This window comes from Kluyvera genomosp. 2, assembly GCF_036759865.1.
Lineage (GTDB): Bacteria > Pseudomonadota > Gammaproteobacteria > Enterobacterales > Enterobacteriaceae > Kluyvera > Kluyvera ascorbata_B.
On sequence record NZ_JAPKIA010000005.1, the window covers coordinates 90,230 to 115,266 of the forward strand.

At 55.0% G+C, this 25,037-nt stretch carries 23 protein-coding genes; 14 read left to right on the forward strand and 9 right to left on the reverse strand.

The features are described 5' to 3' along the window. Positions 1–832, forward strand: an 832-nt coding sequence (locus V6942_RS06710) for an FkbM family methyltransferase (RefSeq protein WP_333501011.1), incomplete at its 5' end; no start/stop codon positions are given. 2 nt (positions 833–834) lie between these two features. After that, a complete protein-coding gene (locus V6942_RS06715; RefSeq protein WP_333501012.1) occupies positions 835–2,004 on the forward strand; it encodes a nucleotide sugar dehydrogenase in 1,170 nt (389 codons plus the stop codon). A gap of 15 nt (positions 2,005–2,019) precedes the next feature. Here the strand turns inward: V6942_RS06715 and V6942_RS06720 are convergent, their stop codons facing one another. Beyond that, the gene (locus tag V6942_RS06720; protein ID WP_153429521.1) at positions 2,020–2,229 is read right to left on the reverse strand and encodes a helix-turn-helix transcriptional regulator; all 210 of its coding nucleotides are present in this window, start codon (positions 2,227–2,229) and stop codon (positions 2,020–2,022) included. 585 nt (positions 2,230–2,814) lie between these two features. Next, positions 2,815–3,591, reverse strand: a complete 777-nt coding sequence (locus V6942_RS06725) for an SDR family oxidoreductase (RefSeq protein WP_333501013.1) — start codon at positions 3,589–3,591, stop codon at positions 2,815–2,817. Between the two features lie 176 nt (positions 3,592–3,767). On the opposite strand from V6942_RS06725, the gene V6942_RS06730 reads away from it, so the two are divergent. Beyond that, positions 3,768–4,682, forward strand: coding sequence for a LysR substrate-binding domain-containing protein (locus V6942_RS06730; RefSeq protein WP_333501014.1), 915 nt, complete (start codon positions 3,768–3,770; stop codon positions 4,680–4,682). 204 nt (positions 4,683–4,886) lie between these two features. Here V6942_RS06730 and V6942_RS06735 read toward each other — a convergent pair whose 3' ends face one another. Together V6942_RS06735 and V6942_RS06740 are read right to left on the reverse strand one after the other, a co-directional pair. Continuing rightward, on the reverse strand, positions 4,887–5,603 hold the full coding sequence (locus tag V6942_RS06735) for a YebC/PmpR family DNA-binding transcriptional regulator (RefSeq protein ID WP_106928379.1): 717 nt from the start codon (positions 5,601–5,603) through the stop codon (positions 4,887–4,889). A 266-nt stretch (positions 5,604–5,869) separates the two neighbouring features. Further along, on the reverse strand, positions 5,870–6,766 hold the full coding sequence (locus V6942_RS06740) for a LysR family transcriptional regulator (protein ID WP_223878946.1): 897 nt from the start codon (positions 6,764–6,766) through the stop codon (positions 5,870–5,872). A gap of 245 nt (positions 6,767–7,011) precedes the next feature. Here V6942_RS06740 and V6942_RS06745 point away from each other — a divergent pair, with 245 nt between their 5' ends. After that, positions 7,012–7,968 (forward strand): alpha/beta hydrolase, encoded by a 957-nt coding sequence (locus V6942_RS06745; protein ID WP_182967225.1) that lies wholly within the window; start codon positions 7,012–7,014, stop codon positions 7,966–7,968. A gap of 79 nt (positions 7,969–8,047) precedes the next feature. Here the strand turns inward: V6942_RS06745 and V6942_RS06750 are convergent, their stop codons facing one another. Beyond that, entirely contained in the window at positions 8,048–8,392 is a 345-nt protein-coding gene (locus V6942_RS06750) for a DUF1294 domain-containing protein (RefSeq protein ID WP_182967223.1), read from the reverse strand. Positions 8,393–8,705: 313 nt separating this feature from the next. Between V6942_RS06750 and V6942_RS06755 the strand changes: the two genes are divergently transcribed. The 10 genes from V6942_RS06755 to V6942_RS06800 all read left to right on the forward strand — a co-directional run bounded on the left by V6942_RS06755 (position 8,706) and on the right by V6942_RS06800 (position 19,883). After that, positions 8,706–10,853 carry a TonB-dependent receptor gene (locus V6942_RS06755; RefSeq protein WP_333501015.1) on the forward strand — a complete coding sequence of 716 codons (2,148 nt, stop codon included), beginning with the start codon at positions 8,706–8,708 and terminating at the stop codon, positions 10,851–10,853. A gap of 2 nt (positions 10,854–10,855) precedes the next feature. Continuing rightward, positions 10,856–11,680 carry a heme/hemin ABC transporter substrate-binding protein gene (locus tag V6942_RS06760; RefSeq protein ID WP_333501051.1) on the forward strand — a complete coding sequence of 275 codons (825 nt, stop codon included), beginning with the start codon at positions 10,856–10,858 and terminating at the stop codon, positions 11,678–11,680. Between the two features lie 23 nt (positions 11,681–11,703). Further along, positions 11,704–13,041: a heme anaerobic degradation radical SAM methyltransferase ChuW/HutW gene (gene hutW, locus V6942_RS06765; protein ID WP_333501052.1), complete on the forward strand. Its 1,338-nt coding sequence runs from the start codon at positions 11,704–11,706 to the stop codon at positions 13,039–13,041. Positions 13,042–13,053: 12 nt separating this feature from the next. Beyond that, complete coding sequence (gene hutX / locus V6942_RS06770) at positions 13,054–13,548, forward strand: heme utilization cystosolic carrier protein HutX (RefSeq protein WP_182930156.1); 495 nt, start codon at positions 13,054–13,056, stop codon at positions 13,546–13,548. Continuing rightward, the gene (locus V6942_RS06775; RefSeq protein WP_182967221.1) at positions 13,548–14,171 is read left to right on the forward strand and encodes an SDR family oxidoreductase; all 624 of its coding nucleotides are present in this window, start codon (positions 13,548–13,550) and stop codon (positions 14,169–14,171) included. Before hutX ends, V6942_RS06775 begins: the two co-directional genes overlap by 1 nt. 51 nt (positions 14,172–14,222) lie before the next feature. Next, positions 14,223–15,215 (forward strand): FecCD family ABC transporter permease, encoded by a 993-nt coding sequence (locus V6942_RS06780; protein WP_227673946.1) that lies wholly within the window; start codon positions 14,223–14,225, stop codon positions 15,213–15,215. Further along, positions 15,212–15,979: a heme ABC transporter ATP-binding protein gene (locus tag V6942_RS06785; protein WP_106928367.1), complete on the forward strand. Its 768-nt coding sequence runs from the start codon at positions 15,212–15,214 to the stop codon at positions 15,977–15,979. The genes V6942_RS06780 and V6942_RS06785 overlap by 4 nt, the downstream gene beginning before the upstream one ends. A 122-nt stretch (positions 15,980–16,101) precedes the next feature. Continuing rightward, on the forward strand, positions 16,102–16,524 hold the full coding sequence (locus V6942_RS06790; RefSeq protein WP_106928366.1) for a hypothetical protein: 423 nt from the start codon (positions 16,102–16,104) through the stop codon (positions 16,522–16,524). A gap of 201 nt (positions 16,525–16,725) precedes the next feature. Then, positions 16,726–18,858 carry a TonB-dependent receptor gene (locus tag V6942_RS06795; RefSeq protein WP_182930154.1) on the forward strand — a complete coding sequence of 711 codons (2,133 nt, stop codon included), beginning with the start codon at positions 16,726–16,728 and terminating at the stop codon, positions 18,856–18,858. 11 nt (positions 18,859–18,869) lie between these two features. Beyond that, a complete protein-coding gene (locus V6942_RS06800; protein WP_182930153.1) occupies positions 18,870–19,883 on the forward strand; it encodes an ABC transporter substrate-binding protein in 1,014 nt (337 codons plus the stop codon). A gap of 35 nt (positions 19,884–19,918) precedes the next feature. Here V6942_RS06800 and V6942_RS06805 read toward each other — a convergent pair whose 3' ends face one another. From V6942_RS06805 to V6942_RS06820, 4 genes are all read right to left on the reverse strand, one after another. Next, on the reverse strand, positions 19,919–21,025 hold the full coding sequence (locus V6942_RS06805) for a fimbrial protein (protein WP_106928360.1): 1,107 nt from the start codon (positions 21,023–21,025) through the stop codon (positions 19,919–19,921). A 12-nt stretch (positions 21,026–21,037) separates the two neighbouring features. Beyond that, positions 21,038–23,551 (reverse strand): fimbria/pilus outer membrane usher protein, encoded by a 2,514-nt coding sequence (locus V6942_RS06810; RefSeq protein WP_333501016.1) that lies wholly within the window; start codon positions 23,549–23,551, stop codon positions 21,038–21,040. 17 nt (positions 23,552–23,568) lie between these two features. After that, the gene (locus tag V6942_RS06815) at positions 23,569–24,234 is read right to left on the reverse strand and encodes a molecular chaperone (protein WP_182930150.1); all 666 of its coding nucleotides are present in this window, start codon (positions 24,232–24,234) and stop codon (positions 23,569–23,571) included. Positions 24,235–24,300: 66 nt separating this feature from the next. Next, positions 24,301–24,867 carry a fimbrial protein gene (locus V6942_RS06820; RefSeq protein ID WP_333501017.1) on the reverse strand — a complete coding sequence of 189 codons (567 nt, stop codon included), beginning with the start codon at positions 24,865–24,867 and terminating at the stop codon, positions 24,301–24,303. Positions 24,868–25,037: the final 170 nt, after the last annotated feature.

Sequence of the window (25,037 nt, forward strand, 5' to 3'; positions counted from 1 at the left end):
AGCTATTGTCCAGCGATTTAATCCTATTGAGTTTGAACTAAAGGATCACTTTGCACAGATATGTGACATCAGGAATGGTACTAAAACTAAAGACTTTACACTTGTCAATACGGAGTATGGTTTTCTAATTCTCAAGAGGGGTGAAATTATATCAGAGGCTATTATGACTGGCCGCTATTGGGATAGTCATATCGTCCGCTTGGCTTCTGATGTAGCCAAACAGAGAAATGGTGTGGCGATAGATGTTGGCGGTCATTTTGGTTCATCTGCTATCGCATTTAGTCATTACTTTTCTAACGTAATTTGTTTTGAGCCAAACGATTTTAACTTTAGGGTGTTGCGCGCAACTCTCATTCTCAATGGAATTGAAAATATAACAATACACAATAATGGATTGTATTCCAGAGATGTTAGTCTTTCTATGGCTGATGAAAGTGCTCAAGAAATTCCACTGCCACTTGACTCATCAGGTTTTTTTGACGGTATTTCTTCTGATAATCTTGGGGCCTATTCGTTTAGTGAAAAAGGGAGTGGTTTATTTCAGCATAGTGCACGAACACTCGATAGTTATCGCCTGAGCGATGTTGTATTTATAAAAATTGATGTTCAAGGAGCTGATGGTGAGGTTATTTTGGGCGCACTATCGACGATATCCAATTGTCTTCCTGTCATTGTTTTTGAGTGGGAGATGAATTTGTCACAGAATTATTCTGTAGATTTTGATGATATTGAGGCGCGACTCCGCAGTATCGGCTACGTTATTGATAGGTTAAAAGTGCATAACAGTAAGCAAACCGATTATGTTTGTCTTCCGCCCTGGTTTAAGAGATAAAAATGAAGATAGCAATCGCTGGAACCGGTTACGTAGGTCTTTCAAACGGTGTACTGCTGTCGCAGCACCATGAAGTCGTAGCCCTCGACATCGTCCCTGAGAAGGTCGCGATGCTCAATCGCAATGAGTCCCCTATTGATGACAAAGAACTTGAGGACTACCTTAAGAACAAGCCATTGAACTTCCGGGCTACGCTCGATAAGAAGGACGCTTACGAAGGGGCGGAATACATCATTATCGCTACCCCGACTGATTATGACCCGGAAACCGACTACTTCAATACCAAATCCATTGAGACGGTGATTCGTGACGTTATGGCGATTAATCCGAATGCCACCATGGTCATCAAGTCGACCATCCCCGTGGGTTATACCGTCAAAACTCGCGAAGCCATGGGTACGAAGAATCTTGTCTTCTCGCCCGAGTTCCTGCGTGAAGGCCGGGCCCTCTATGACAACTTGCATCCGTCGCGCATCGTCGTGGGTGAGCGCTCCAAGCGCGCCGAGATCTTCGCCGGTCTGCTCAATGAAGGCGCCATCAAGAAGGACATTCCCGTCCTCTTTACTGATGCCACGGAAGCCGAAGCTATCAAGCTCTTTGCTAACACCTACCTGGCCATGCGGGTCTCGTACTTTAACGAGCTTGATACCTACTCCGCCACCCATGGCCTCGATACTAAGCAGATCATCGACGGTGTTGGCCTCGATCCACGTATCGGCACGCATTACAACAACCCCAGCTTCGGCTATGGGGGTTACTGCCTGCCCAAAGACACCAAGCAGCTGCTGGCCAACTATCGCGACGTGCCGCAGAACCTGATTCACGCCATCGTTGAATCCAACACCACACGTAAAGACTTTATAGCTGGCGACATTCTGCGACGCAATCCAAAGGTAGTAGGGATCTATCGCCTCATCATGAAGGCTGGGTCCGATAACTTCCGGTCATCCAGCATCCAAGGGATCATGAAGCGCCTCAAGGCCAGGGGCGTTGATGTCATCATCTACGAACCGGCTCTTAATGAACCTGAATTCTTCCACTCGCGTGTGGTTAAAGACCTCAACGAATTCAAGAAAGAAGCCGACGTCATCGTCAGTAACCGAATGGCAAATGTCCTGGAAGATGTGATCGACAAGGTATACACGCGTGATCTGTTTGGTAAAGATGATTGATAAATGACCGTAAAGTCATTTCCACGGTCCTTTTCTGAATTCGGCAGTCGATGACACCAGGCATTTGTTTTCGTAGGCCTCGATATCGCACAGACGGTAGATAACCTTTCCAGGTAGCCGGATATACTTCGGACCGGTGCCGTTCGTGCGCCAGCGTTCAAGGGTCGCTGTTGACAAGCCCCAGCGCTCGGCGAGTTGCAGTTGATCGAAGTGGGTGGTGGTCATGGTGAACTCCTTGTGGTGAATGGGAGTCCATGAACGCTCTGTTTCGGGAAGGTAGCAAGTCCTGCGGGTGGTCTGGGAGGCCTTGGCTGTACATGGATGCTTTGGCCCCGGTTGGACAAGGGTAAAGATTGCTATCCAGTCTCGATCGTCGAAAAGTGATCGAACCAAGCGGGTTTTGAGGTAGGATGTGCCCCGGTCAAACCTTTCGCATCGGTACGCAAGAGTAGGAGCATCCTGTTTTGCGTACATTCATGCTACTGTCGGTGGCGGGCAAGTGTCCCACCACCAAAATTCTCCATCGGTGATTACCAGAGTCATCCGATGAAGTCCTAAGAGCCCGCACGGCGCAAGCCCTGCGGGCTTTTTTGTGTCTGTCGCTTCAAGGAATAACCCGCCAGAAGCCCATAAAATCGGTACCCGCAATGCAGCGGTCTACCGAACGTGCACCCATGATAAAAGGGAGCCAGACCAAGCGCGCATCACCGCCTTTTCACCAGCAATGCGCTCCTGTGCGCGTCAGTCACCTGCCCATCGCGCACAGCCTGCATTTGCTTAATGACTCCAGCGCCGCCTGCAGCATGGTCATCAGGCGTTACGACCCGCCATCACGCCGCCATCGATATCCCAGATAGCACCGGTGACCCACTCAGTCTTATCAGAGAGCAGGAAGGCAATAGTTTCAGCAATATCCTCCGGCGTTCCCACGCGGCCAATCGGGTGGAAGCTGTCGAAGCTATTCATCACATTCTTCACGTCAGCTTTCGCAATAAAGCCTTCATAAATTGGCGTGTGAACAACCGCCGGAGAGACGGCATTGACGCGGATGCCTTTCCCTCCCAGCTCAATGGCCAGGTTTTTAGTCAACGCATGCAGGCCCGCTTTCGCCATAGAGTAGGCTGAAGACGGGGTAGCACCGATAGCCTGCTGCGCCCACATAGAGCCGATGTAAACGATGGAGCCTTTCAAACCGCCGTCAACCATATTACGCACCACATCGCGGGTGATGAAGAAGGTCGCGCGGTTGATACTCATATACTTATCGTAATCAGACATGTCATGTTCGATGAACGCTTTCGGAAAGAACACGCCAGCCGCGTTGACCAACAAATTGATATCTTTATGTTCAGTGTTAATGGTCTTCATCACTTGCTGCATTCCGTCTTCTTTCATCAGGTCTGCAACGATGATGGAAACCTGCCCATCAGCGGCCAGCGCCCGGCGAGCCTGCTCGGCTTTATCCTGACGATGGCCGACCAGTACCACGCTGCCACCGTTTTTCAGGATCAGCCTCGCCGTTTCGAACCCCATACCACTCGTCCCGCCGACCACTAACAGTTTTTTACCGGCAAAAGATGCGTTCATCGCTAACCTCGTTCAAATCATCTGGTTGTCATTGATGAAAAGCGCTGCTTTTCATCGTGTGGCAGCAGAATGTCACCCAGAGCGGTGATTGACGACTGAGAAGAAATAACGGCACAGAAAAGAAAATCTTTCTCGGCGGCGTATACTGAAGAAAATAATCAATCAGGACAGAGGTCATGCGATCGCTTAACCGACTGAAATGGCTGCACGCCTTTGAAGCCACCGCTCGGCACGGCAGCTTTACCGGCGCAGCGCAGGAACTGGGCGTCACATCTGCGGCCGTAGGCCAGCTTGTTCGCTCGCTGGAAGACTGGGTTGGGCATCCGCTACTTCACCGTACCCGTTCAGGTAAGGAGCGCCTGACGCTGGTGGATGAAGCGCAGGACGCCTTACAGGACATTACCCAAGGGCTCGATAAGCTGGAGTCCGGATTAAATAAACTACGTGGGCGGCGGGCTCGTTCTGTTGTTGTCGTAACCGCCTCACAGGTGCTGATGATGAACTGGCTGATGGAACGGCTGAATCACTTTTCTGAAACCCATGAAAGCATTGACCTACGGCTCAACGTCACCGAAAAGCTCATGGACGTGTCACACGGCGAAGCCGATATAGGCATTCGCTGCGGTCAGGGAGACTGGCCGGGCGTGAATAAAACCTGGCTAATGGACGAAGAAGCGGTGCTGGTCTGCAGCCCGCGCCTGGTACCCGCGGAGAAAACCACCTGCGGTGAATGGCTCGCCGCGCAGAAACTGATCCATGATGACACGCCGCACCCCGGCGCGCATTTTCCCTCATGGGATGATGTCCTCAGCGCGGTCGGCGCGCCCGCGGCCCACGAAAACGGCTTGCACATCAATTCCACAGCCGCCGTCGTTTTGTCGGCCCTGAGCGGACGTGGGGTGGCAATTGTACGATACGCGCTGGTGAAGCAGCTTATCGCAACCGAACAACTGGTCCTGCTGCACCCCAGGCATCGCTGGCCGCTCACATGGTCCTATTATCTGGTGACCCCGCAACATCACGCCATGCGGCATGAAGTAAAAATATTCCATGACTGGCTGGTCCAGGACGTGATCGCCGAAAAGGCTTAATCGCCTGCTCAACCATTGTGCCGTGTACCCAGACGGCACAATACGCTACCGACCGCGAAGAGAATAAAGGCCTGAAATTTAAATTCGGGAGATGACTTTTGAGCAGCAGCCATTAATATCACCATCGCTTCTGGCTACATTAATTTTTATAAAAATTAAAAAGATAAAAAATCTGCCATAACGGCAGATTCTTTTAATATATAATTAGAGATTTGCAACGTTATGATAAACTTTCTGAACATCATCGTCATCTTCAAGGGCATTAACCAGCCCTTCAAAGACTTCTAAATCTTCTGGCGAAAGTTCAATTTCTGATTGCGCGATCAGTTCTAATTCTGTTGATGTGAACTCAGTAATCCCGGCTGCTTTAAGCGCGGCAATGCCTTTATGAAGATCTGTTGCTTCGGTATAAATAACGATATTCCCTTCTTCTTCGGTTACATCGCGAACATCAACTTCAGCTTCCAGCAAAATTTCAAAAATACGGTCAGGATCGGTTCCTTTAAATACGATCACGCCAGTATTGTCAAACATATAGCTGACAGAACCCGTCGCACCAATATTTCCGCCTTTTTTATTGAAAATGTTGCGAACATTAGCAATGGTACGGTTTACATTGGAAGTCAGCGTTTCAGCGATAACCATGGAACCATTCGGCCCAAAGCCTTCATAACGCCCTTGTACGAACGTTTCGTCGCTGCCACCTTTAGCTTTATCAATGGCTTTATCGATAACGTGCTTTGGAACCTGCGCTTGCTTCGCACGTTCAATAACGAATTTTAAAGCTGAGTTTGATTCCGGGTCCGGCTCACCTTGTTTCGCAGCAGCATAGATTTCCACACCGAACTTTGCATATACGTTAGATGTTGCACCGTCTTTGGCGGTTTTTTTAGCAACAATGTTGGCCCATTTACGTCCCACTGGAATAGTCTCCTCGAAAATTTATTCACATTACATACCGGTTAATAACCCGCATGTTTTTCCGCCGCATTATATCATGACAGTTAAATACTCGTCTATGAAAATGAAAACACCTCGATTTTACGAGGTGTTACTTTAAATTCAACAATAGTTAACATTATGGATAACCCCTTTCAAATTCACCTTCCGATTCCTTTTTCATTATTCATAATTGGACCATCGTAATAATATTTAAAACCACAGCAATAACATTGGGAACTCTGGTATTAAAGCTGTTTATATCTTAGCGCCTCAACAATGACATTGAACGCCGCCGACGATTTCAAGCGGCTTGTATAATATAAATAATATTCCGGATAGGTAATGGTGAAACGTTCAAGTACCGAGAGCAGTTTGCCAGAGGTAATATCATGTTGCACTAATGCCTGCGGAACATATGCAAATCCATAGCCGTCAAGGCAGGCTTGATGAACTTGATTAATGCCGTTAACAATAATCTGCCCCTGCACGCGTAACTTTTGCTCCTGCCCATTAATCAAAAACGTCCATGACAAATTCTGCCCATGCGTAGGCAACTGCAAATTAATACAGGGTAATGCCAGTAGCTGTTCCGGGTTTTCTGGTAAACCTTGCGCGGGCAGATGATCGCGCGACACCACGACCGCCATACGATGCTCGGCGCTAATCGGTATCGCAACCATATCCTGGGCGATCAGCCCTCCTCGGCGTACGCCAGCATCGAAACGCTCTTTGGCAATATCCACCAGGCCGTAATCCGTGATGAGCTCAAGGTGAATATCGGGATAGTTTCTCAGCACCGGCGCCAGTTTCGGCCACAATACCTGCTGGATAGCATATTCATCGGCGGAAATGCGCACCCTGCCCGCAGGCTTATCCCGCCATTCAGCCAGCTGATCCAACCCCTCGGCAATCTCTTCAATGGCTGGGCCAATCCGCTGCGCCAGACGTTCGCCCGCTTCGGTTAGCGTCAGGCTTCGGGTGGTGCGATTGAGCAATTTAAGCTGCAAACGGGCTTCCAGATTACTGATGGTCTGGCTCACCGCCGACTGCGACGTCCCGGCTTTTGCTGCGGCGCGCGTGAAACTGCCTTCCCGAACCACCGTCAGGAATATGAGGAGATCGTTGAGGTTCTCTTTGATCATATTAATAAGCCACGCTAATAACTGACATCACATTATTCCGTCTAATCAAAAGCAGTGTCCAGCCCTATCATCACTTCATCGTCACCGCACACGTCGCCCACGCTTTCGAAAACAGCGGAATGAATGACGATGATCTGTTCGCCAAGGCGTCGTGTATTACCGCGGATAAACTGGCGAATGACGCAGGTAGCTGTTTGAAAGCAACAGTACGTTAGGCACCGCAACCCGTTTCAGGAGTTCATACAATGACGAACCAACAATCCGTTTCCTTTAAGCACAACAGCTGGCAGGTTGCAGCGACTCTCCGCTTCCCGGAGGGATTTACCCCGCATCAAAAATACCCGGCCATTGTCTGCGCTCACCCCATCAGTAGCTGCAAAGAACAGACATCGGGCGCAATCTATGGGCAAAAGCTGGCTGAGGCGGGATTTATCACTCTGGCTTTTGATGCGTCGACGCAGGGCGAAAGCGGGGGCGAGCCGCGTTTCAGCGAAAACCCGGCCACTCGGGTGGAAGATTTTCGCTGCGCCATCGACTATCTCGTGACCTTACCCTATGTCGATGAAGATCGCATTGGCGTATTAGGCGTCTGCGGCGGCGGCGGGTATGCCGTGAATGCCGCGACCACGGACCACCGTTTCCGTGCAGTGGCAACCGTGGTTGCTGCCAACTATGGACGCATCTTGCGTGAGGGAGACGCGAGCCCTGATGCCGCACTCAAGACGATTGAGGCGCTGGGTAAACAACGCACCGCGGAAGCCCGTGGAAGCGACCCTCTGGTGGTGGGCTACATTCCTGCCGATATGGCTGAGCTGGCCGAATCAGGCATTACCGATATCGACATCGCTGAAGCGGTGGATTATTACACCACCCCACGAGGACGTCAGACCGGCTCACCTAACAAACTGCGCTTTACCAGTATCGCCCCTGCGTTAAATTGGGATGCATTTGCCTTTACGGAAAAATTACTGACGCAGCCGCTGCATATTGTTATTGGCGATGTTCCCGGCGGTTTTGGCTCATACCGCGACGGCTATGAGCTGTATCAGCGCGCCCGCTCCACGGAAAAAACGCTTCAGGTTGTACACGGTGCCTCTCACTACGATCTGTACGATCGCCCGGAAGCCACGTCGCAAGCGCTGGCGCAGCTTATTCCCTTTTACCATCGGTATTTAGGTTCACCGGCAGGGCAGCCATCCTGATATTCCTGACGCACCAGCTCCGTGCCGGGATGGGCCTGGTGCGTTGAGTCAACGGCCGCCAATGTGGCACGCTGTCTCGCTACCAGCTCCCTCCCCGCCAGAGGTAGAGCGCCGCCGCTACCGCCGCGAGGTTTAAAACCACGCTGCCAAAAAACCAGCGTCTGAACGGCTGTTTCTGCGTTTTGTGGCGGAACGCCTGCTGCGCAAGCCAGGCGGCAGGCCACCCGCCTGCCAGCCCAAACGCCAGCAGCGTTTTTTCCGGTACGCGTTGCCAGCTTTTGCGGGCGGCAAGCTTATCCGCACCGTAAATCAGAAAGGTCAGGATGTTGATCAGTAGCAGCCACGCCAAAACGGGATAAACGAACCCAAAGCTGGCTATCAACGCCAGCACCAACAACCCCCAGCAAATTTTATTTATCATCACCCGCTAATCACCCAGAACCATGACGTCTCTACTCCCCTGAAAATGCAAACCGGAACAGTTTACCTGACGGGTCGCTACAGCGTTACTCGGCCGCCGGCTTTCCTAGCAAAAAGCCGAAAAAATTAGGCGCATAATTATTAACAGTGACAGGTAATTAACTGGAAAAACAGTCTGTTACCACCTGCATAAATTGACCAAAATCAAAGATGCATTTCGTTTGAATGTTCAATGCTGGACGCAACAGACCTTCATATGTAAGTCTATTTGATACTAATTATCATTATCATACTCATATACATTTACAGGTTTAATGATGCTACACACCGTCTCACGGGGGTCATTCGCACTCTCGGCCCTAGCGATATGTATTTCCGCCACCGTGGGCACGACCACGGCAAACGCAGCACAAAACGCAGCGCCTAAAGAAGAAACGCTTGTGGTGACGGCGAATCGTGCGCAGAGCAGCCTCTGGGAAAGCCCGGCAACCATTCAGGTGATTGACCAGCAAACGCTGAAAAATGCCACCAGCACCTCCATTGCTGACGATCTGCAAGATATCCCCGGCGTTGAAGTCACCGATAACTCGCTGGCCGGCCGTAAGCAGATTCGCATTCGTGGCGAAGCCTCTTCTCGCGTATTGATCCTCATTGACGGGCAGGAAGTAACCTACCAGCGTGCTGGCGATAACTATGGCGTCGGTCTGCTGATCGATGAATCGGCGCTGGAACGTATTGAAGTCGTGAAAGGCCCTTATTCCGTGCTCTATGGCTCACAGGCCATCGGCGGCGTGGTGAACTTTATCACCCGGAAAGGCGGCGACAAGCCCATCGCGGGAACCGTAAAAGCGGTCTACAACTCCTCAACCGCAGGCTGGGAAGAGTCGGCCGCGGCCTGGGGCAGCATCGGACAATTCGACTACCGCATTAACGGCAGCTATTCCGACCAGGGCGACCGAAAAACCCCTGACGGCCGCCTGCCGGACACCCACAACCGCAATAACAGCCAGGCTATCTGGCTGGGCTATAACCTCGACAACCAGCACTTTGGCCTGTCGCTGGATCGCTACCGGCTCTCTACCCAGACCTATTTTGAAGATACCGAAGGGGCTTATGACGCCTTTAGCGTAAAAATTCCGAAGCTGGAGCGCGAAAAAGTGGGCCTGTTCTACGATATAAACGTAGACGGCGACTACCTGAAAAAGATCCATATTGACGCTTATCAGCAGACGATCGAGCGCCAGTTTGAGAATGAGGTGAAAACCACGCAGGCCATTCCGAGCCCGATGATTCAGGCGCTGACCGTGCATAATCAGACCCACACGCACGATAAGCAGTATACCCAGGGCCTTACGCTGCAAAGCAATTTTACCCTGCCAGCGGATAACAACCTGGTGCTGGGCGCACAGTATAAACGCGACCGGGTATCTCAGACGTCAGCCGGGAATACCACCAATCAATCGGCGACCGGTTTGATCAATACCGCAACGCAAACCCGTTCTTATTACGAGTCAGAACAAAGCAATACCTCCCTGTTCGCGCAGAACGACTGGCACTTTGCCGACAACTGGACGTGGACGCTGGGCGCTCGCCAGTACTGGCTGTCATCAAAACTGACCCGCGGTGACGGTCAATCAACCGCTTCCGGCGTCACCAGCGATGCCTCGATCCCAGGGCAGTCGGCGCATGACAGCGAGCTGGTCACGTCGACCAGCCTGCGCTACTCCGGTTTCGACAACGTTGAGCTACGCGCAGCGTTTGCCCAGGGCTACGTATTCCCTACGCTTTCGCAGCTGTTTATGCAAACGTCCGCCGGCGGCAGCGTGACCTACGGGAATCCGGACCTGAAAGCAGAACACTCCAATAATGTTGAATTGGGCGCTCGCTACAACGGTAACATGTGGCTGGTCGACGGTGCCGTCTACTATTCCGAAGCCAAAGACTATATCGCCAGCGTAGCCTGTGCAGGGGAAGCCGTCTGCAAAGGCAATAGCGCCACCTCACGCGGCGGCTACTATTACTACGACAACATGGACAAAGCCAAAACCTGGGGAATGGAGCTAAGCGCGGAATATAACGGCTGGGCCGTTTCCCCTTACATCAGCGGTAACCTGATTCGCCGCCAGTACGAAACCGCGACGCTGAAAACCACTCACACCGGTGAACCCACGATCAACGGCCGCGTTGGGCTCAAACACACGCTGATGCTAAACGCCGCGAACGTCACCTCTGACGTCTTTATCCGCGCTGCCTCAAGCGCTAAGGACGACAGCAGCGGTACCGAAACACGCAGCCCCGGCTGGGCAACGCTGAACCTGGCCGTCAATACCGAATTCGGTGCTAACGACCAGTATCAGGTCAACCTTGCTCTCAACAACCTGACCGATAAACGCTACCGCACGGCGCACGAATCCATTCCTGCGGCGGGCTTTAACGCAGCCATCGGCTTTGCCTGGAACTTCTGATGATGAAAAAACTCGCCATAGGATTACTGGCCTTAACCTGTGCGCTTAGCGCGCAGGCAGCCGAGCGCATTGTGGTTGCGGGCGGTTCGCTGAGCGAACTGATTTATGCCATGAGCGCGGGTGACCGCGTAGTCGGCGTTGATGAAACAACCAGCTACCCGCCAGAAACCGCGGCCCTGCCGCATATTGGCTACTGGAAACAGCTCAGCAGCGAAGGCATTTTGTCGCTGCGACCCAGCCGCTTTATCACCTGGCAAGACGCGGGGCCGCAGCTCGTCTTCGATCAGCTCCGGGCGCAGAAAGTAGACGTCGTTACGCTGCCGCGCGTTCCGGCAACCGTCGAGCAGATGTACGCCAATATTCACGCACTGGCGAAAACGCTGAACGAAGACGACAAAGGCAACGCGCTGGTTAACAACATTCGCCAGCGTCTGGCCAACGTCGCCCAAAGCACCGCCAGCCAGCCGGCGCCGGTTACCGCCCTGTTTATTCTCAGCGCTGGCGGCAGCGCGCCGCAGGTTGCCGGACAAGGCAGCGTTGCCGACGCCATTATGACGCTCGCGGGGGCGAAAAATGTCGCTCAGCATCCGCAGTATCGCAGCTACAGCGCCGAAGCGCTGATCGCCGCCAATCCGCAGGTCATTATCGTTACCTCACAGATGGTAGAAGGCGATATCAACCGCCTGAGCACCATCGCTGGCATCACGCGCACCGCCGCGTGGAAAAATAAACGGATCATCACTCTCGATCAGGCACTGATCCTGGGAATGGGCCCGCGCGTCGCCGACGCCGTTGAAACGCTGCACCGCCAGTTGTGGCCAAACTAAAGGATGTTGAAATACCCGTTATGCTGAATACCGACAACGAACTGGATCTCACCCCGCACTTCGCGCAGAAGGGCGGTCAGCCCTTCAAAGATCGCCGGGCGACAATGCCCTGGCGAGGCGCCGTTCCGATCGCCAAAGAACAGCTGGAGCCCACCTGGCAGCAGGTACTGAGCCAGGCCGCGCCGCCGCGCAAACGCCTGCTGTATCTGCACATTCCGTTTTGTGCCACCCACTGTACCTTCTGCGGCTTCTATCAGAACCGTTATGAAGAAGATAGCTGTGCGCGTTATACCGACGCGCTGCTGCATGAAATTGCGATGGAGGCCGATAGCGTTTTGCATCAGTCCGCGCCGATTCATGCGGTCTACTTCGGCGGCGGCACGCCTTCTGCGCTCTCCGCTCGCGATCTGGCACGCATTATTACCGCCCTGCGCGAACGTCTGCCGCTGGCACCGGACTGTGAGATAACCATTGAAGGCCGCGTGCTGAACTTTGATGACGCGCGCATCGACGCTTGCCTGGACGCGGGGGCAAACCGTTTCTCGATTGGTATTCAGTCATTTAACAGCAAAATCCGTAAAAAAATGGCCCGCACCTCCGACGGCCCTACCGCCATCGCCTTTATGGAAGGCCTGGTGCGCCGCGATCGCGCCGCGGTGGTGTGCGATCTGCTGTTTGGCCTGCCGGGACAGGATACCACGCTGTGGGGCGAGGATCTGGCGATCGCCCGCGATATCGGCCTGGACGGCGTAGATCTCTACGCATTGAACCTGTTGCCAAATACGCCGCTCGGCAAAGCGGTTGAAAATGGGCGTACTCAGGTACCGCAGCCAGCGGAACGCCGCGATTTGTACCTCCAGGGCTGCGACTTTATGGCGCAGGCCGGATGGCGCTGTATTAGCAACAGCCACTGGGCGCGCACCACCCGCGAACGCAATCTCTATAACCTATTGATTAAGCAAGGCGCAGACTGCCTGGCGCTGGGTTCCGGCGCGGGCGGCTCAGTCAATGGCTATTCGTGGATGGTCGAACGCAATCTGAACAACTGGCATGACGCCATCGCTGCCGGCAAAAAGCCGCTGATGATGATGATGCGTACCGCCGACCGTGGCTTCCAGTGGCGACATACGCTACAGGCTGGCGTTGAAACGGCTCGCGTACCGCTGGACGATCTGACGCCACACGCCGCCCGTCTCGCTCCGCTGCTGGCACAGTGGCACCGCGCGGGATTAACCCAAGACGCTTCCACCTGTCTGCGTCTGACCAACGAAGGCCGTTTTTGGGCCAGCAACATTTTACAGTCTCTTGATGAACTGATTCAGGAGCTTAACGCACCGCGTATTGCGGTAGAAACCCCATAACAGGAGCTAATGATGAGCAACGTTTCTCTGCACGACTTTTTAAAAACCGAGCCCGACGGCACGCTGGAAGCCATCGCCGGGCAATACAACACCACGCTGCTGGACGTGGTACGCCATCTGCCGTCCCACACGCTGGTGAGCGGCGATCGGTTTGACACCGTCTGGGACAGCGTTTGCCAATGGGGCAAAGTCACCACGCTGGTGCATACCGCTGACGTCATTCTGGAATTTACCGGCGAGCTGCCGTCCGGTTTCCACCGCCACGGCTACTTCAACCTGCGCGGTAAAAAGGGGATGACCGGCCACATCAAGGCGGAAAACTGCACCCACATCGCGCTGGTCGAACGTAAATTTATGGCGATGGATACCGCCTCAATCTTGTTCTTCAACGCCGCGGGTAGCGCGATGTTCAAAATCTTCCTCGGCCGCGATGATCACCGCCAGCTGCTGAGCGAGCAGGTTGATGCCTTCCGTACCCTGGCCGCCGCGCTGAAAGGGGATGCCTGATGAGCCCGTGGCTGATTTTTGGTGCCGGTGGACAGGGCGTGGGGGCCATGACGCTTGAGCGCGCGCGGGTCGAAAAACGCCCGGTCGTGGCGCTTGTGCGCACCGCTGAGGCCGCTGCACGTCTACAGGCTAGCGGCGTAACGACAATCGTCGGCGATGCCTGCGACGCCAAGTGCGTTGCGCAGGCTTGCCTGGCCGCGGGCCCGTCGGCCACGGTGATATCCACCATGGGCGGCGCGCACGACTACCTGGCGCACCGGACGGTCATTGATGCCGCGGAGCGCGCGGGTATCCGCCGGATGATTCTGGTGACCTCACTGGGCTGCGGCGACAGCTGGCCGTTCCTTTCCGAACGTGCGAAGGCGGCATTTGGTCAGGCGGTCAGAGAAAAAACGCTGGCGGAAAGCTGGCTTCAAACCAGCACGCTGGACTATGCCATATTGCGCCCCGGCGGCCTGCTTAACGGCGCGGGCAGCGGCAAAGCGCAGCGCATTCAGCAGCAGGAAGTACATGGTTTTGTGCAGCGTGCCGACGTGGCGGCGCATATTCAGGCGCTGGCCAGCGCCCCAACGCTCAATCATCAGGTTTACAGCCTGATCGAGCCGGGCCTTAAACCGGCCTAATCCCTTCGCGGCGCTGCCCGGCAGCGCCGCATCGATGTTATGGAGATTTGCGTGTTCAAGGATTCACTCTCATCCTTCAGCGTTTTTATCGGCCTGCTGCTGATACTGGCGATGCTCGTACTGGTTGGCGCCAGCCAGGGTGCGCTAAAAATCACCTTCACCTCCCTGCTGGACGAGCAATATCGCGATATCTGGCTCAATATTCGCCTGCCGCGCGTGCTGCTGGCCGTGCTGGTTGGCGGCGCGCTGGCAACGGCGGGGGTCATCATGCAGGGACTGTTCCGCAATCCAATGGCCGATCCGGGCCTGTTGGGCGTCAGCAGCGGTTCGGCGCTGATGGTCGGCATGGCGATTATCTTTCCGCTTTCACTCCCCGCGGTGATGATGCTGTATGAACAGATGATCTTCGCCGTCGCCGGCAGCCTGGTGGTTTGCGCGGTGATCTTTCTCATCAGCCTGCGCCACACCCACGGCGGCATGATGCAGCTGCTGCTGGCGGGCATCGCCATCAATGCCCTGTGCGGCGCGGCGATAGGTATCCTGAGCTACATCGGCGACGAGCAACAGCTGCGCCAGCTCACGCTGTGGATGATGGGCAGCCTCGGGCAGGCGCAGTGGCCCACGCTGATCGTAGCAGCCTCCTTTGCGCTTCCCGCCATGCTCGCCACCGCCTGGCTGGCAAACACGCTTAACCTGCTGCAGCTCGGGGACGAAGAGGCGCACTACCTCGGCGTCAACGTCAAACGCAGGCGCCAGCAGCTGTTATTGCTGAGCTCGCTGCTGGTCGGCGCGGCGGTATCGGTCAGCGGGGTGATTGGCTTTATTGGTCTGGTTATCCCGCATCTTATCCGCATGACCATCGGCGCCGACCACCGCTGGCTCATCCCCTGCTCAACGCTGGCAGGTGCCAGCCTGCTGCTGGTCGCCGACACCCTGGCGCGTACGCTGGTCCAGCCCGCAGAAATGCCGGTAGGTCTGCTGACCAGCCTGATCGGCGGCCCCTACTTTTTATGGCTGATTTTACGTACCCGGAGAGCGCTATGATTGACGCCCGTAACCTGACGTACAGCATTCAGGGGCGACGCCTGACGAATAACGTCTCTCTGACGCTACCCGGCGGCGAAATTGTGGCTATTCTCGGGCCGAACGGCGCGGGGAAATCCACCCTGCTACGCCAGCTAACCGGTTATCTGCAGCCGGATAGCGGCCAGTGTTCGCTGTTAGGTAAGCCACTTAGCGAATGGCCAACGGCAGAGCTGGCGAGAACGCGAGCGGTCATGCGCCAGAACTGTCACATGGCCTTTCCGTTCAGCGTGATGGAAGTGGTGCGTATGGGCCGCCACCCTCACCGAACCCGCAATCCGGGTGACGAAAGCGAGCGCATTCTGGCACTCTGCGGCTGTAGCGAGCTGGCCGCTCGCGACTATCGCCATCTTTCCGGTGGCGAACAGCAGCGGGTGCAGCTGGCACGATTACTGGTACAGCTGTGGGAGCCCGAGCCCTCGCCTAAATGGCTGTTTCTTGATGAACCCACGTCGGCGCTGGACATTCACCACCAGCAGCACCTGTTTCGCCTGCTCCGTCAACTGGTGCAGGAACGTCAGTTTAACGTCTGCTGCGTGCTGCACGATCTCAACCTCGCCGCACGCTACGCCGATCGCATCATACTGCTGGAAAAGGGGCGAGTCGTCAGCAACGGTACGCCGCAGGAGGTGTTGACCGAACCGGCGCTGCGCAGCCTTTACCAGGCCGAAATGCGCGTTACGCAGTCCCACGATGACGCGCCGCTCATCGTGCTGGAACGATGATAATTGTCAGGTGGTGAAAACCGCCTTGGGAACACAATGATTCAATTACAGTTTATTCCTAGAGCCGCATCAGAATGTCTGTGCCATGCTTTCTAACGCTCACAAACTGATGAGGATTTAAGATGAAAAAAACAACGATTGCACTTTCAGCACTCCTGCTGGCTTCCCCGGTTTTCGCTGCGACCACACACGCTACCGATGAGACGGTCGCCGAGGCTCAGGCGCACGCGAATACTGCCAAAGAGAAACTGCATCAGGCGCAAAATCAGGGCGAAGAGCTAAAACTGAAATCCAAACACGCCGCTGAAGGCAAAAGCGACAGCGTCGGCAGTCAGGTCAGCGAAGGCGCTCAGAAGACCTGGCACAAAACCAAAGAAGGCACGGAAAAAGGGTGGGATGCCACCAAAGAAGGTGCGCAGAAAGGCTGGAACAAAACCAAAGAGACTTCCCAGAAAGGCTGGGACGCCACGAAAAAAGGTGCTGAAGAAGGCTGGGATAAAACCAAAGAAGGTGCCGCTGACCTGCAGAAAAAAGTTAGCGAATAACGTTCTTCCCCCGCTCGACACCCGACGCCCAATGGAAACATTGGGCGTTTTTTTTCGCCTGATCTACCCCTTCGTTATATATTGACTTATATATCGAAAGCTCACATCATATTCATCACACAAATAATAATAGCTGTTCCCCTCATGCGTCGATGGTAACTCGCTTACCACCAGTCTTTCCGCTAACACACTGAATTCAAAATGTTCTCTTATAAAAGCAAACCGTTCAATATGGGCCTACTGGCGCTGTCATGCCTGGCCATCACCCATCCTGGCTACGCTGAAGACACCATGGTGGTCTCCGGTAGTTCCACAGCGGCAGCAGAAGGCACGCAGCAAGAGCCGCTGGCCTCACAAAAAGAAGCCACGATCGGCGGGCTGGGTAAGCGCGCACTGATTGATGTTCCATGGTCGGTACAAACCCTGTCGTCGTCGTTGATAAACCAACAGCAGCTAAAAAGCGTTAAGGATGTTTACCGCTATATGCCTTCCGTTCAGGGAGAGGGCGTCCGACCGCAAACCCGTGGCATGCAGGGCAGCGTGGTGCAAAACCATATGATTGATGGCCTGAACGCTGTCTCCACCACAGAATACGCCGCTGAACAGTTCCAGAGCGTGGAGGTCCTGAGCGGTCTTGCGGGATCGCTTTATGGCCCAGCCAACCCTGCCGGGATGTTTAATCTGGTCTCCAAACGCCCCACCGACACTCCGCTGCACCGCGTCACTGTAGGTGCTAGCACCGGCAACGGCGCGTTAACCGCGCTGGATTTCAGCGGACCGATTGACGACGGTGACCGCGTCAAATATCGCCTCAACCTGCTCAATGACGAGGGCCATGGCTATACCAGCGGCAGCCATAAACGCCGCCAGCTGGCGAGCCTGGGCCTGGACTTCCAGCTGACCGATAAAACGGTACTGGAGAGCAACTTCAGCTACTACCACTATTATGAAAAAGGCATGGCCGGGTCGTTTGCATTGGCCAAAGGCGTACACTTCCCTTCCCCGCTTGACGCAACCAAAGCGAAATACGGTCAGCGCTACGCAGGTAATGACGATGAAACCAGCACCGCCAGCCTGCATCTGAAGCATGATTTCGACGGAAACTGGCTGCTGGACGTCGGCGTGCTGCGCCAGATAGCGGATCGGGAATCAACCACCGTGACCAACACGCTGACCGACAATCGCGGCAGTTACACCACCACCACCGCCAACTCGGCCGCCAGCCGCTTTACGATCAATAGCTATATGGCTAACCTGACCGGCAGCGTCGACACCGGCTGGTTAACGCACGATATCAGTACCGGCGTACGCGGCTTCGTGTGGAAAAACTATAATCCGGTAAACGGAGGGACCTTCACGCTCGGTCACTCCTCGCTGGATCAGCACCCAACCTATCCACGACCGCCGTACCCGGACTTTAACCGTCGCTATCAATCCGCCACCACGACTCAGCACGCTTTTCTGCTGAGCGACACGCTGCACTTTAGCCCGCAGTGGAGCCTGCTGCTTTCCGGCAGTGAAAATCTGTTCACGGTCAGTAACTACAATAAGTCCCGTCAGCAGACCAGCGATAAAAAGGATCGCGGGGCCAGCGGTTCAGCCAGCCTGATGTATAAGCCACTGGACAATATCACCCTGTACACCACCTGGGCTGATAGCATGCAGCAGGGTGATACCGCACCGGCAGGCGCCAGCAATGCCGGACAGATCCTCGACCCGTACCGTAGCCATCAAATTGAAGTGGGGGCCAAATATGCTCCGATTGACGATCTGATGCTCTCTGCCGCGTTATTCCAGGCGAAACGTCCGTTCGCCTACACCAATGAGAGCGGCGATTTTGCCGAAGACGGCACGCAGAAAAACCGAGGTCTGGAGCTGATGGCTGACGGGCACGTCACGCGTAACCTGCGCCTGTTCGGCGGTGCCACCTGGCTCGATCCGCGTCTGCACGACACGGCAAGCGCAAGCGCTAACGGCAAACAGGTCGTCGGCCTGCCGCGATTCACCGCTAGCATGCTGGCGGTATATAGCCTCGAGCAGTTGCCGGGCGTCGATGTTGACACCAATGTACGCTACGTCGGTCGCCGCGCGACCGATAATGCCAACGATAGCTGGGTCGGAAGCTATACGACCGTCGACGTAGGCGGGAGCTACGCGACCCGCATGTTCAATACGCCGGTCACCTTCCGTCTGGACGTCACCAACCTGACCAATCGCCGCTACTGGACCAACGTGGTCCCGGGCGCGCTGACCGGTTATACCGGCGCGGGCTACGCCAGCGCACAGCTGGGCGCACCGCGTCAGGCTGAGCTCTCCATGCAGATTGATTTTTAAGGAGCACTCATATGAAACGTCGCCATGCGTGGTTACTCTGCGCGTGGCTAGCCTTCCCCGCCCTGGCCTCACGTCAGGTCGTGGATGATGCTGGTCATACCGTAACAGTACCCGATCGGGTTAGCGCAATTGCCGACGGCTGGTTTGCGCACCATTCGGTGCTGATGACCCTGGGTGCAGGCAGCCTGATTGTCGCCACCGTTAACCATCCCGAAAGCCAGCCGTGGATGTTTAAAATCACCCCGACGCTCCATCACGCCCTCCAGGTTCGCGGCACGGCCTTTAACCCGGAAAGCCTATTGGCAAAACGGGTGGATCTGGTCTTTACCGCCAGAGGTAACGATCGCGCAGAAAGCTACCGTCAGGCTGGCTTACCGACGCTCGAGATGGCATTTACCGATTATCCCTCATTGATGAAATCCGTCACTACCACCGCTGAAGCGCTGGGAACACAAACGGCACGTCAGCGTGCGGCGGATTACAACCAGTATCTACAATCGGTCCTCCAGAACGTGCAGCATAAAACGCAGGGGCTTACCGACGCACAGCGTCCAACGGTACTGCATATCCAATCGCTCAAGCCGTTGAAAGTGGACGGAAGCAAAACGCTGATCGACACCTGGATAACGCTGGCCGGCGGCAAAAATGCGGCGGCGGGTATAGAGGGAAATATGAGAGAAGTCTCGCCGGAACAGGTACTCGCCTGGCAACCCGATGTGATCATTCTGGGCGCGAACTGCGGTTCTCTGGCGAATTCTGCCTACGCCGGGCTGTTCGCCGGGCTGAAGGCGGTGAAAAACAATCGAGTGCAACAGAACCCTGCGGGCGTTTTCCCGTGGGATCGCTATGGCACCGAAAGCGCGCTACAAATTCAATGGGCGGCAGCCATGCTGCATCCAGACTTATTTCCGGACGTTAACATGGCAAGCGTGACGCAGGCGTTTTACCGCCGTTTCTTTGACTACCCGCTGAACGACGCAGAAGCGCTGCGCATTTTACAGGCGCTGCCGCCATCCGACGTTTAGCCGCGCCGGATGGCGCGGCATAGCAACGGCAAGCGTCAGTTATAAATCAGCGTAAATGTCGCCATGCTGTTGGCCGTGCCGGCACTCACGGTACTGCCCGTCTGTACGTACTGCGCAGTAAAGTTGATACGCTCGGCGCTGGAGACGCTGCTGGCCTTCACGTTCTTCAGCACCGGCAGATTCGCCGATTCGTTAAGCTTCACCGCGGTGCCAGCGGTCGGTGCCGGCGCGTCGTTACTGCCATAGCTCAGCTTAATACCCACGCCTTTAGCCGTACCCTCGCCCTGGGTTAATGCCAGCGTATCCGGCAGGCTGGCGTCGGCCTCCAGGCCGAAAAAGCCGATGCGTACGTCCGTTGGCTGCGAGCAGTACACCGGGATGGCAAAGTTTTGCGCGCTGCCGCCGGTGGTATTGACGCCTTTGAACGCGGATTTATTGACTGATCCCAGGCCAACATTGATGGTCGTTGTCGCGACCTCGCAGCTGCCGCTGGAGCCAATATCCACGTTCAGGGCCGACAAACTCAGGAACGTCGGCGACGAGGTGGCCGTGCCGTTTCCTGAAGCATCCTGCTGTTCCATATACAGCTTCCCGACCTGCGGCTGCGACTCCACGTTAGCGTGGTTACCGCTGACCAACTGCACATCGCCAATTTTATAGAAGGTGACATACGCCTTCACAATAATCTCACGCTCGGAAAGCAGTGAAGGCAGATCGGCACTGTCGCACACGGTGACCGACTCTTTCCCTGCCGGAGAAGACGTGCCATCGATGTAGTGCACCGCCCCGCCGTTGCACTGAAAGCCCAGCGAATAGCCCAGCCCGCTGAGCTTACTGGCAAAAATGTGCACCCCGTTCACCGCGATAGCGGCACCGGAAGTATCTACCTGCTGGTAAATCAGCCTTTTCCAGGCGGAAGCCGGTGCCTGCAGGTCACAGGTAAAGTGAATACCGCTGCCGTTATCCGCCAGCGAATGCGACATCTGCGAATTGACCGGCAGCGTCGGCAGGTACTGCACGTTCTGGGTGTTAATGGTCATGTCGCCAACGGTGGTGTTGCAGCTTTCCGCCCACACCCGTGGGCTGCTGATCCCCGCGACCAGCAATATCAGCCAGCCAAAAAGAGCATATCTTCGATTCATATTCGCGACCTTTTATAAACAGGTGACGCTGGCGGTTTTGACCGGCCGACGTTGCTGATTGTCAGGAAGATGGAAGTGGGCCACGCAGGTTTGCGTAGCGTTATGGTCATCCCAGCGCACCTCAAGGGTGCCTTCATCCGGCACGCCGCTCAGGTACACCTGCCCCTGCTCGGCGACGATACCGGTCGCCGCATCGTCATCGCCTTTAACCCTCGCGCTGGCGCCAAACGGCAGCGGCCCGCCGCGTCCGCGCAGGGTGAACAGCACCCGATTCCCCAAGTGCGTGGCATAATCCGCCTCGACGATAGCGCCGCCGCCAGGGATGACCGTTTGTCCCAGCAGCTCCACGTCGGCATCATCTGGAATGGTTTCGGTATTCAGGCTGATGTCGTTTTTACGGTAGGCGGTCAGCGTGGGCACAATCGCATAGCCGCGCCAGTCGGTGTGCACGTCCGTGCCATTCTCGATATCCACGTTGTCGGCGCCTGGCGCGCGAACCACGGCAAAGCTGTCGCCGGTGTACTGGCCGAAAGTGACGCCGTGAGGATGGGCTACGATGGAACCGGAAGCGCCCCAGGTTATCTGATTGCTGATTTTGTCATGCTGGTAACCCACCTGCGCTTCACCGTAGCCGCCGCGATAGTCCAGAGACACGCCGCTGTTGCTGCCCTGGCCGTTGTTACCGTACCCCTGCTGCACGCTGTAGAAGAGATTGTTTTTCTCCAGCGCCGAGCCGTAGAGTGAAGCCTGCTGCGAGGCGTGGCCTGCGTTATCGGTGGTGCTGCTGTAGCTGACAGAGCTGCCCGGCAGCATTTTGCCCAGCGGTACGTTCAGATTAAATGACCACGAGCGATCGGCTTTTTTATATTCTGACGATGCGGTGTAGTAGTAGCCCACGCCCCAGGAGACGCCTTTCCAGGCGCTATAAAAACCGACGTGCACTGTCTCATCATGGCCGCGAGCGTGCCAATAAGTCTGCGTCCAGGCCGATGCGGACAGGCTGCCAAGGCTGCCCAGCATTTGTGAAAGCGAGAACTCTTCGCGCGTGCGTTTATTATCCGTGACGCCGTAGCGGCCTTCCAGCGCATTCGCCTCGCTGAAGTCATAGTAACCGCTGGAGGAATAGCGATAGCTTGCCAGGCTGAGCGATGTGCCGCTGCTGGCAAACTCTTTCTGGTACTGCAGGCGCGCTGAGTTGCCGCTGTAGCGCCGATTTGACGGCGTGCGGGTCGTCGCGCGGGTGTAATCAAAGCCTAACGATCCCAGTTCGCCAAAACCGTGTCCCAGCCCGGCGGACCAGGCCTGATAATCGTCCGCCACCTGCGCGCCGCCGTAGAACGTGATATCGGCAGGCAGCCCGTAGAACAGCGTCGACTGCACAAACTGCGGCTCACGGGTCTGTGGCTGCGTGGAATAAAAGCGTCCGGCGCTGACGCTGTACTTCACCCGTCCCTGTCGCAGCATAAACGGCACGGCGGAAAACGGCTGGGTAAACTTTCGCTCAGAGCCGTCGCTTTCTTTAACCGTCACCTCCAGATCGCCGCTCTGCGAGGTCGGATAAAGATCGTTAATCGCGAACGCGCCGGGGGCGACGAAGGTTTCATAAATCACATAACCATGCTGGGAGACGGTTACTTTGGCATTGCTGTGGGCCATACCGCGAATAACCGGGGCGAATCCGCGCTGGCTGTCCGGCAGCATCTCTTCTTCCGACATCAGCTGCGCGCCGCGGAACTGCACGCTATCAAACACGTCGCCGCTGGTATAGGTATCACCAATGCGCAGCTGGCTCTTCAGCGCCCGCACATCGTGCTGCAGGTAGGTACTCTGTGAACGCCAGCGGCGGGTTTTGTCATACTGCATGGAGGCAATATTACGTAGCCGCCAGCCGCCGAGGTTAACGCCGCTGCGCAAATTGAGGTAGTCCGTTTGCGTTGTGCGTTCGTCTTCATGGGACTGGGCGCCGCTGAGGTTATAGTCAACAAACGCCGCCGGAATGCCGTCGTCCCAGCGTGACGGATCGACGTACCCGCGGCTTTTAAGGTTCAGCGCCGCCTGCGGAATGCTCAGATTCAGCCGCTGGCTGGCGAAATCAAAATGGCTGCTGGCATCGGGGATAAAGCGTTCAATATGGGTTAACGTTTCGCCATCATGTAACTGCTCGAACGCGGGGAAGGCGCTGATGTTGACGCCATAATCCGCCAGCTTCTCTGGCGTAAGCACCGGCAGCAGACCATCACCGCCGTCGATAAATTCCACCGTCTCCTGTGCAACCTGCTGGTTGTTCACCCACACCGTTACGGGGTAGCTCCCCGGCTGCTGGCCGCCCGACCTGGCGAAGTAATGTAAATCGGCGGTTTTTTGCTGCGGGTCAGACAATTCAACGGCCGCCGGGTCAAAGTAATCGTCAGCCCAGACAGCAGGGTTGTAACACAAGACGAACAGTGCCGTCGGCACGCAGGCCAGCAGCACGGCGGTACCGAGTGTAGTATCGTCGTTCCGGGAGTCTGAGGTTGTCGTCTTCACGCTGGGGCCCGTAATAATTACCGTTGAGTAAAATCAGTCACACCGCCAAAATCATTTATCGCCCGCCATTTCACGGTACCTAAGCGGCTAATCGGCCACGTTTTGTCGCTGAACGGCGCAATCATGCCCGGAGACTCCAGCTCCTGACCGCCGACCGAAAGGGAGAAAAATGAAACAAAATAAGGGGTAGGATTATGAGCGGTCAGTTCTGAACCCACGGAATGGAACGTTAGCTGTTTCCAGGCTTCCGTCACATCACCGGCAAGATGATTTGGCCGATAGAAGATCTTAAATTTTGACTTAATATTGACCTGTAATTTATTGTCCTCCCCCTGTTTCGAGGGGGCGATACTTTTAACGTTTAACCAAAATACGGACTCACGGTCGTTGGGTAAATTTGCGCCAGTGTAGTTAATACGCAGTATATTTTTTTGTTCAGGGTCAAGGCGAAACAATGGCGGGGTCACAATAAAAGGCGGCTGACTTTTATCTGTGGCGGAAAAATTCTCCACCCACGACTGTACTAAATAGGGTGTAGACGTATCGGCATTACTTACCGAAATAGAGGCTTCTCGTTTTCCTTCTTGGTAAATTACGCGAGTTCCTCCCATGACAATACCGGCCTGAGCCGTCGTCGATAAAACAAATGCAGAAAGAGCTATGCTCGCGATAAATCGATTCATAGGAATGACCAGCGTTATTAGATAAAGCAAAAATTGAGCAGAAGTTGCCTTCTGCTCACGGCTTAATTAGTTATAAACCATATTAAAATCGGCCACGCCATTCGCGGTACCGGTCGTTACCGTTGCGCCTGTAGAGGCGTAGTCAGCGTAGAAGGTCAGATCGGCAGAGCCGGCATCATCGCCTTCAACAACCGCGTGTTTTGCCGACACGACGCCTGGGACAACCTGTTTAGTCTGGTCATCTTCATACAGTTTGATGCCCACGCCGGTTGCGCCAGATTCAACGGCCAGCAGGGAAGAATTGATTTTATCTTTGTTACCGTCAAACAGTACGGAGACCTGCTCTACGGAATCCGGGCAGTCTTTGACCTTGATGTGGAACGCGGTTTTGGTGGTTTCAGTGCCTACGCCGGTGAAATAGGATTTTGCCCATTTACCAAGGTCGACGGTCTGGTTAGCGGTGCTGCTATCAACGTTACAAGATGAATCGGTGATTGAACCGGTGAATTTTACCTGGCCGCCGGTGCCCTGTGTACCCGCATCGGAACCTGGGTTCGTCGATACGGACGCGATAGCTGCGCCAGATACGAGTGCGGCTACGACACATGCCATAATGCGGAGTTGTGATTTCATTCTTGGTCTCTTCTTAACTTAATATTTATGCAGGAATATCTGAGAATAAATATTATTCTCCAGCGTCCCGCCGTCATATCCTCCCTGTTTATATGGTTTTGTTCCGTCTGTAGAGTATAACGTATTCATTCGACTCAAATAATAACCAGTAAAGGCCGAATAATTATTAT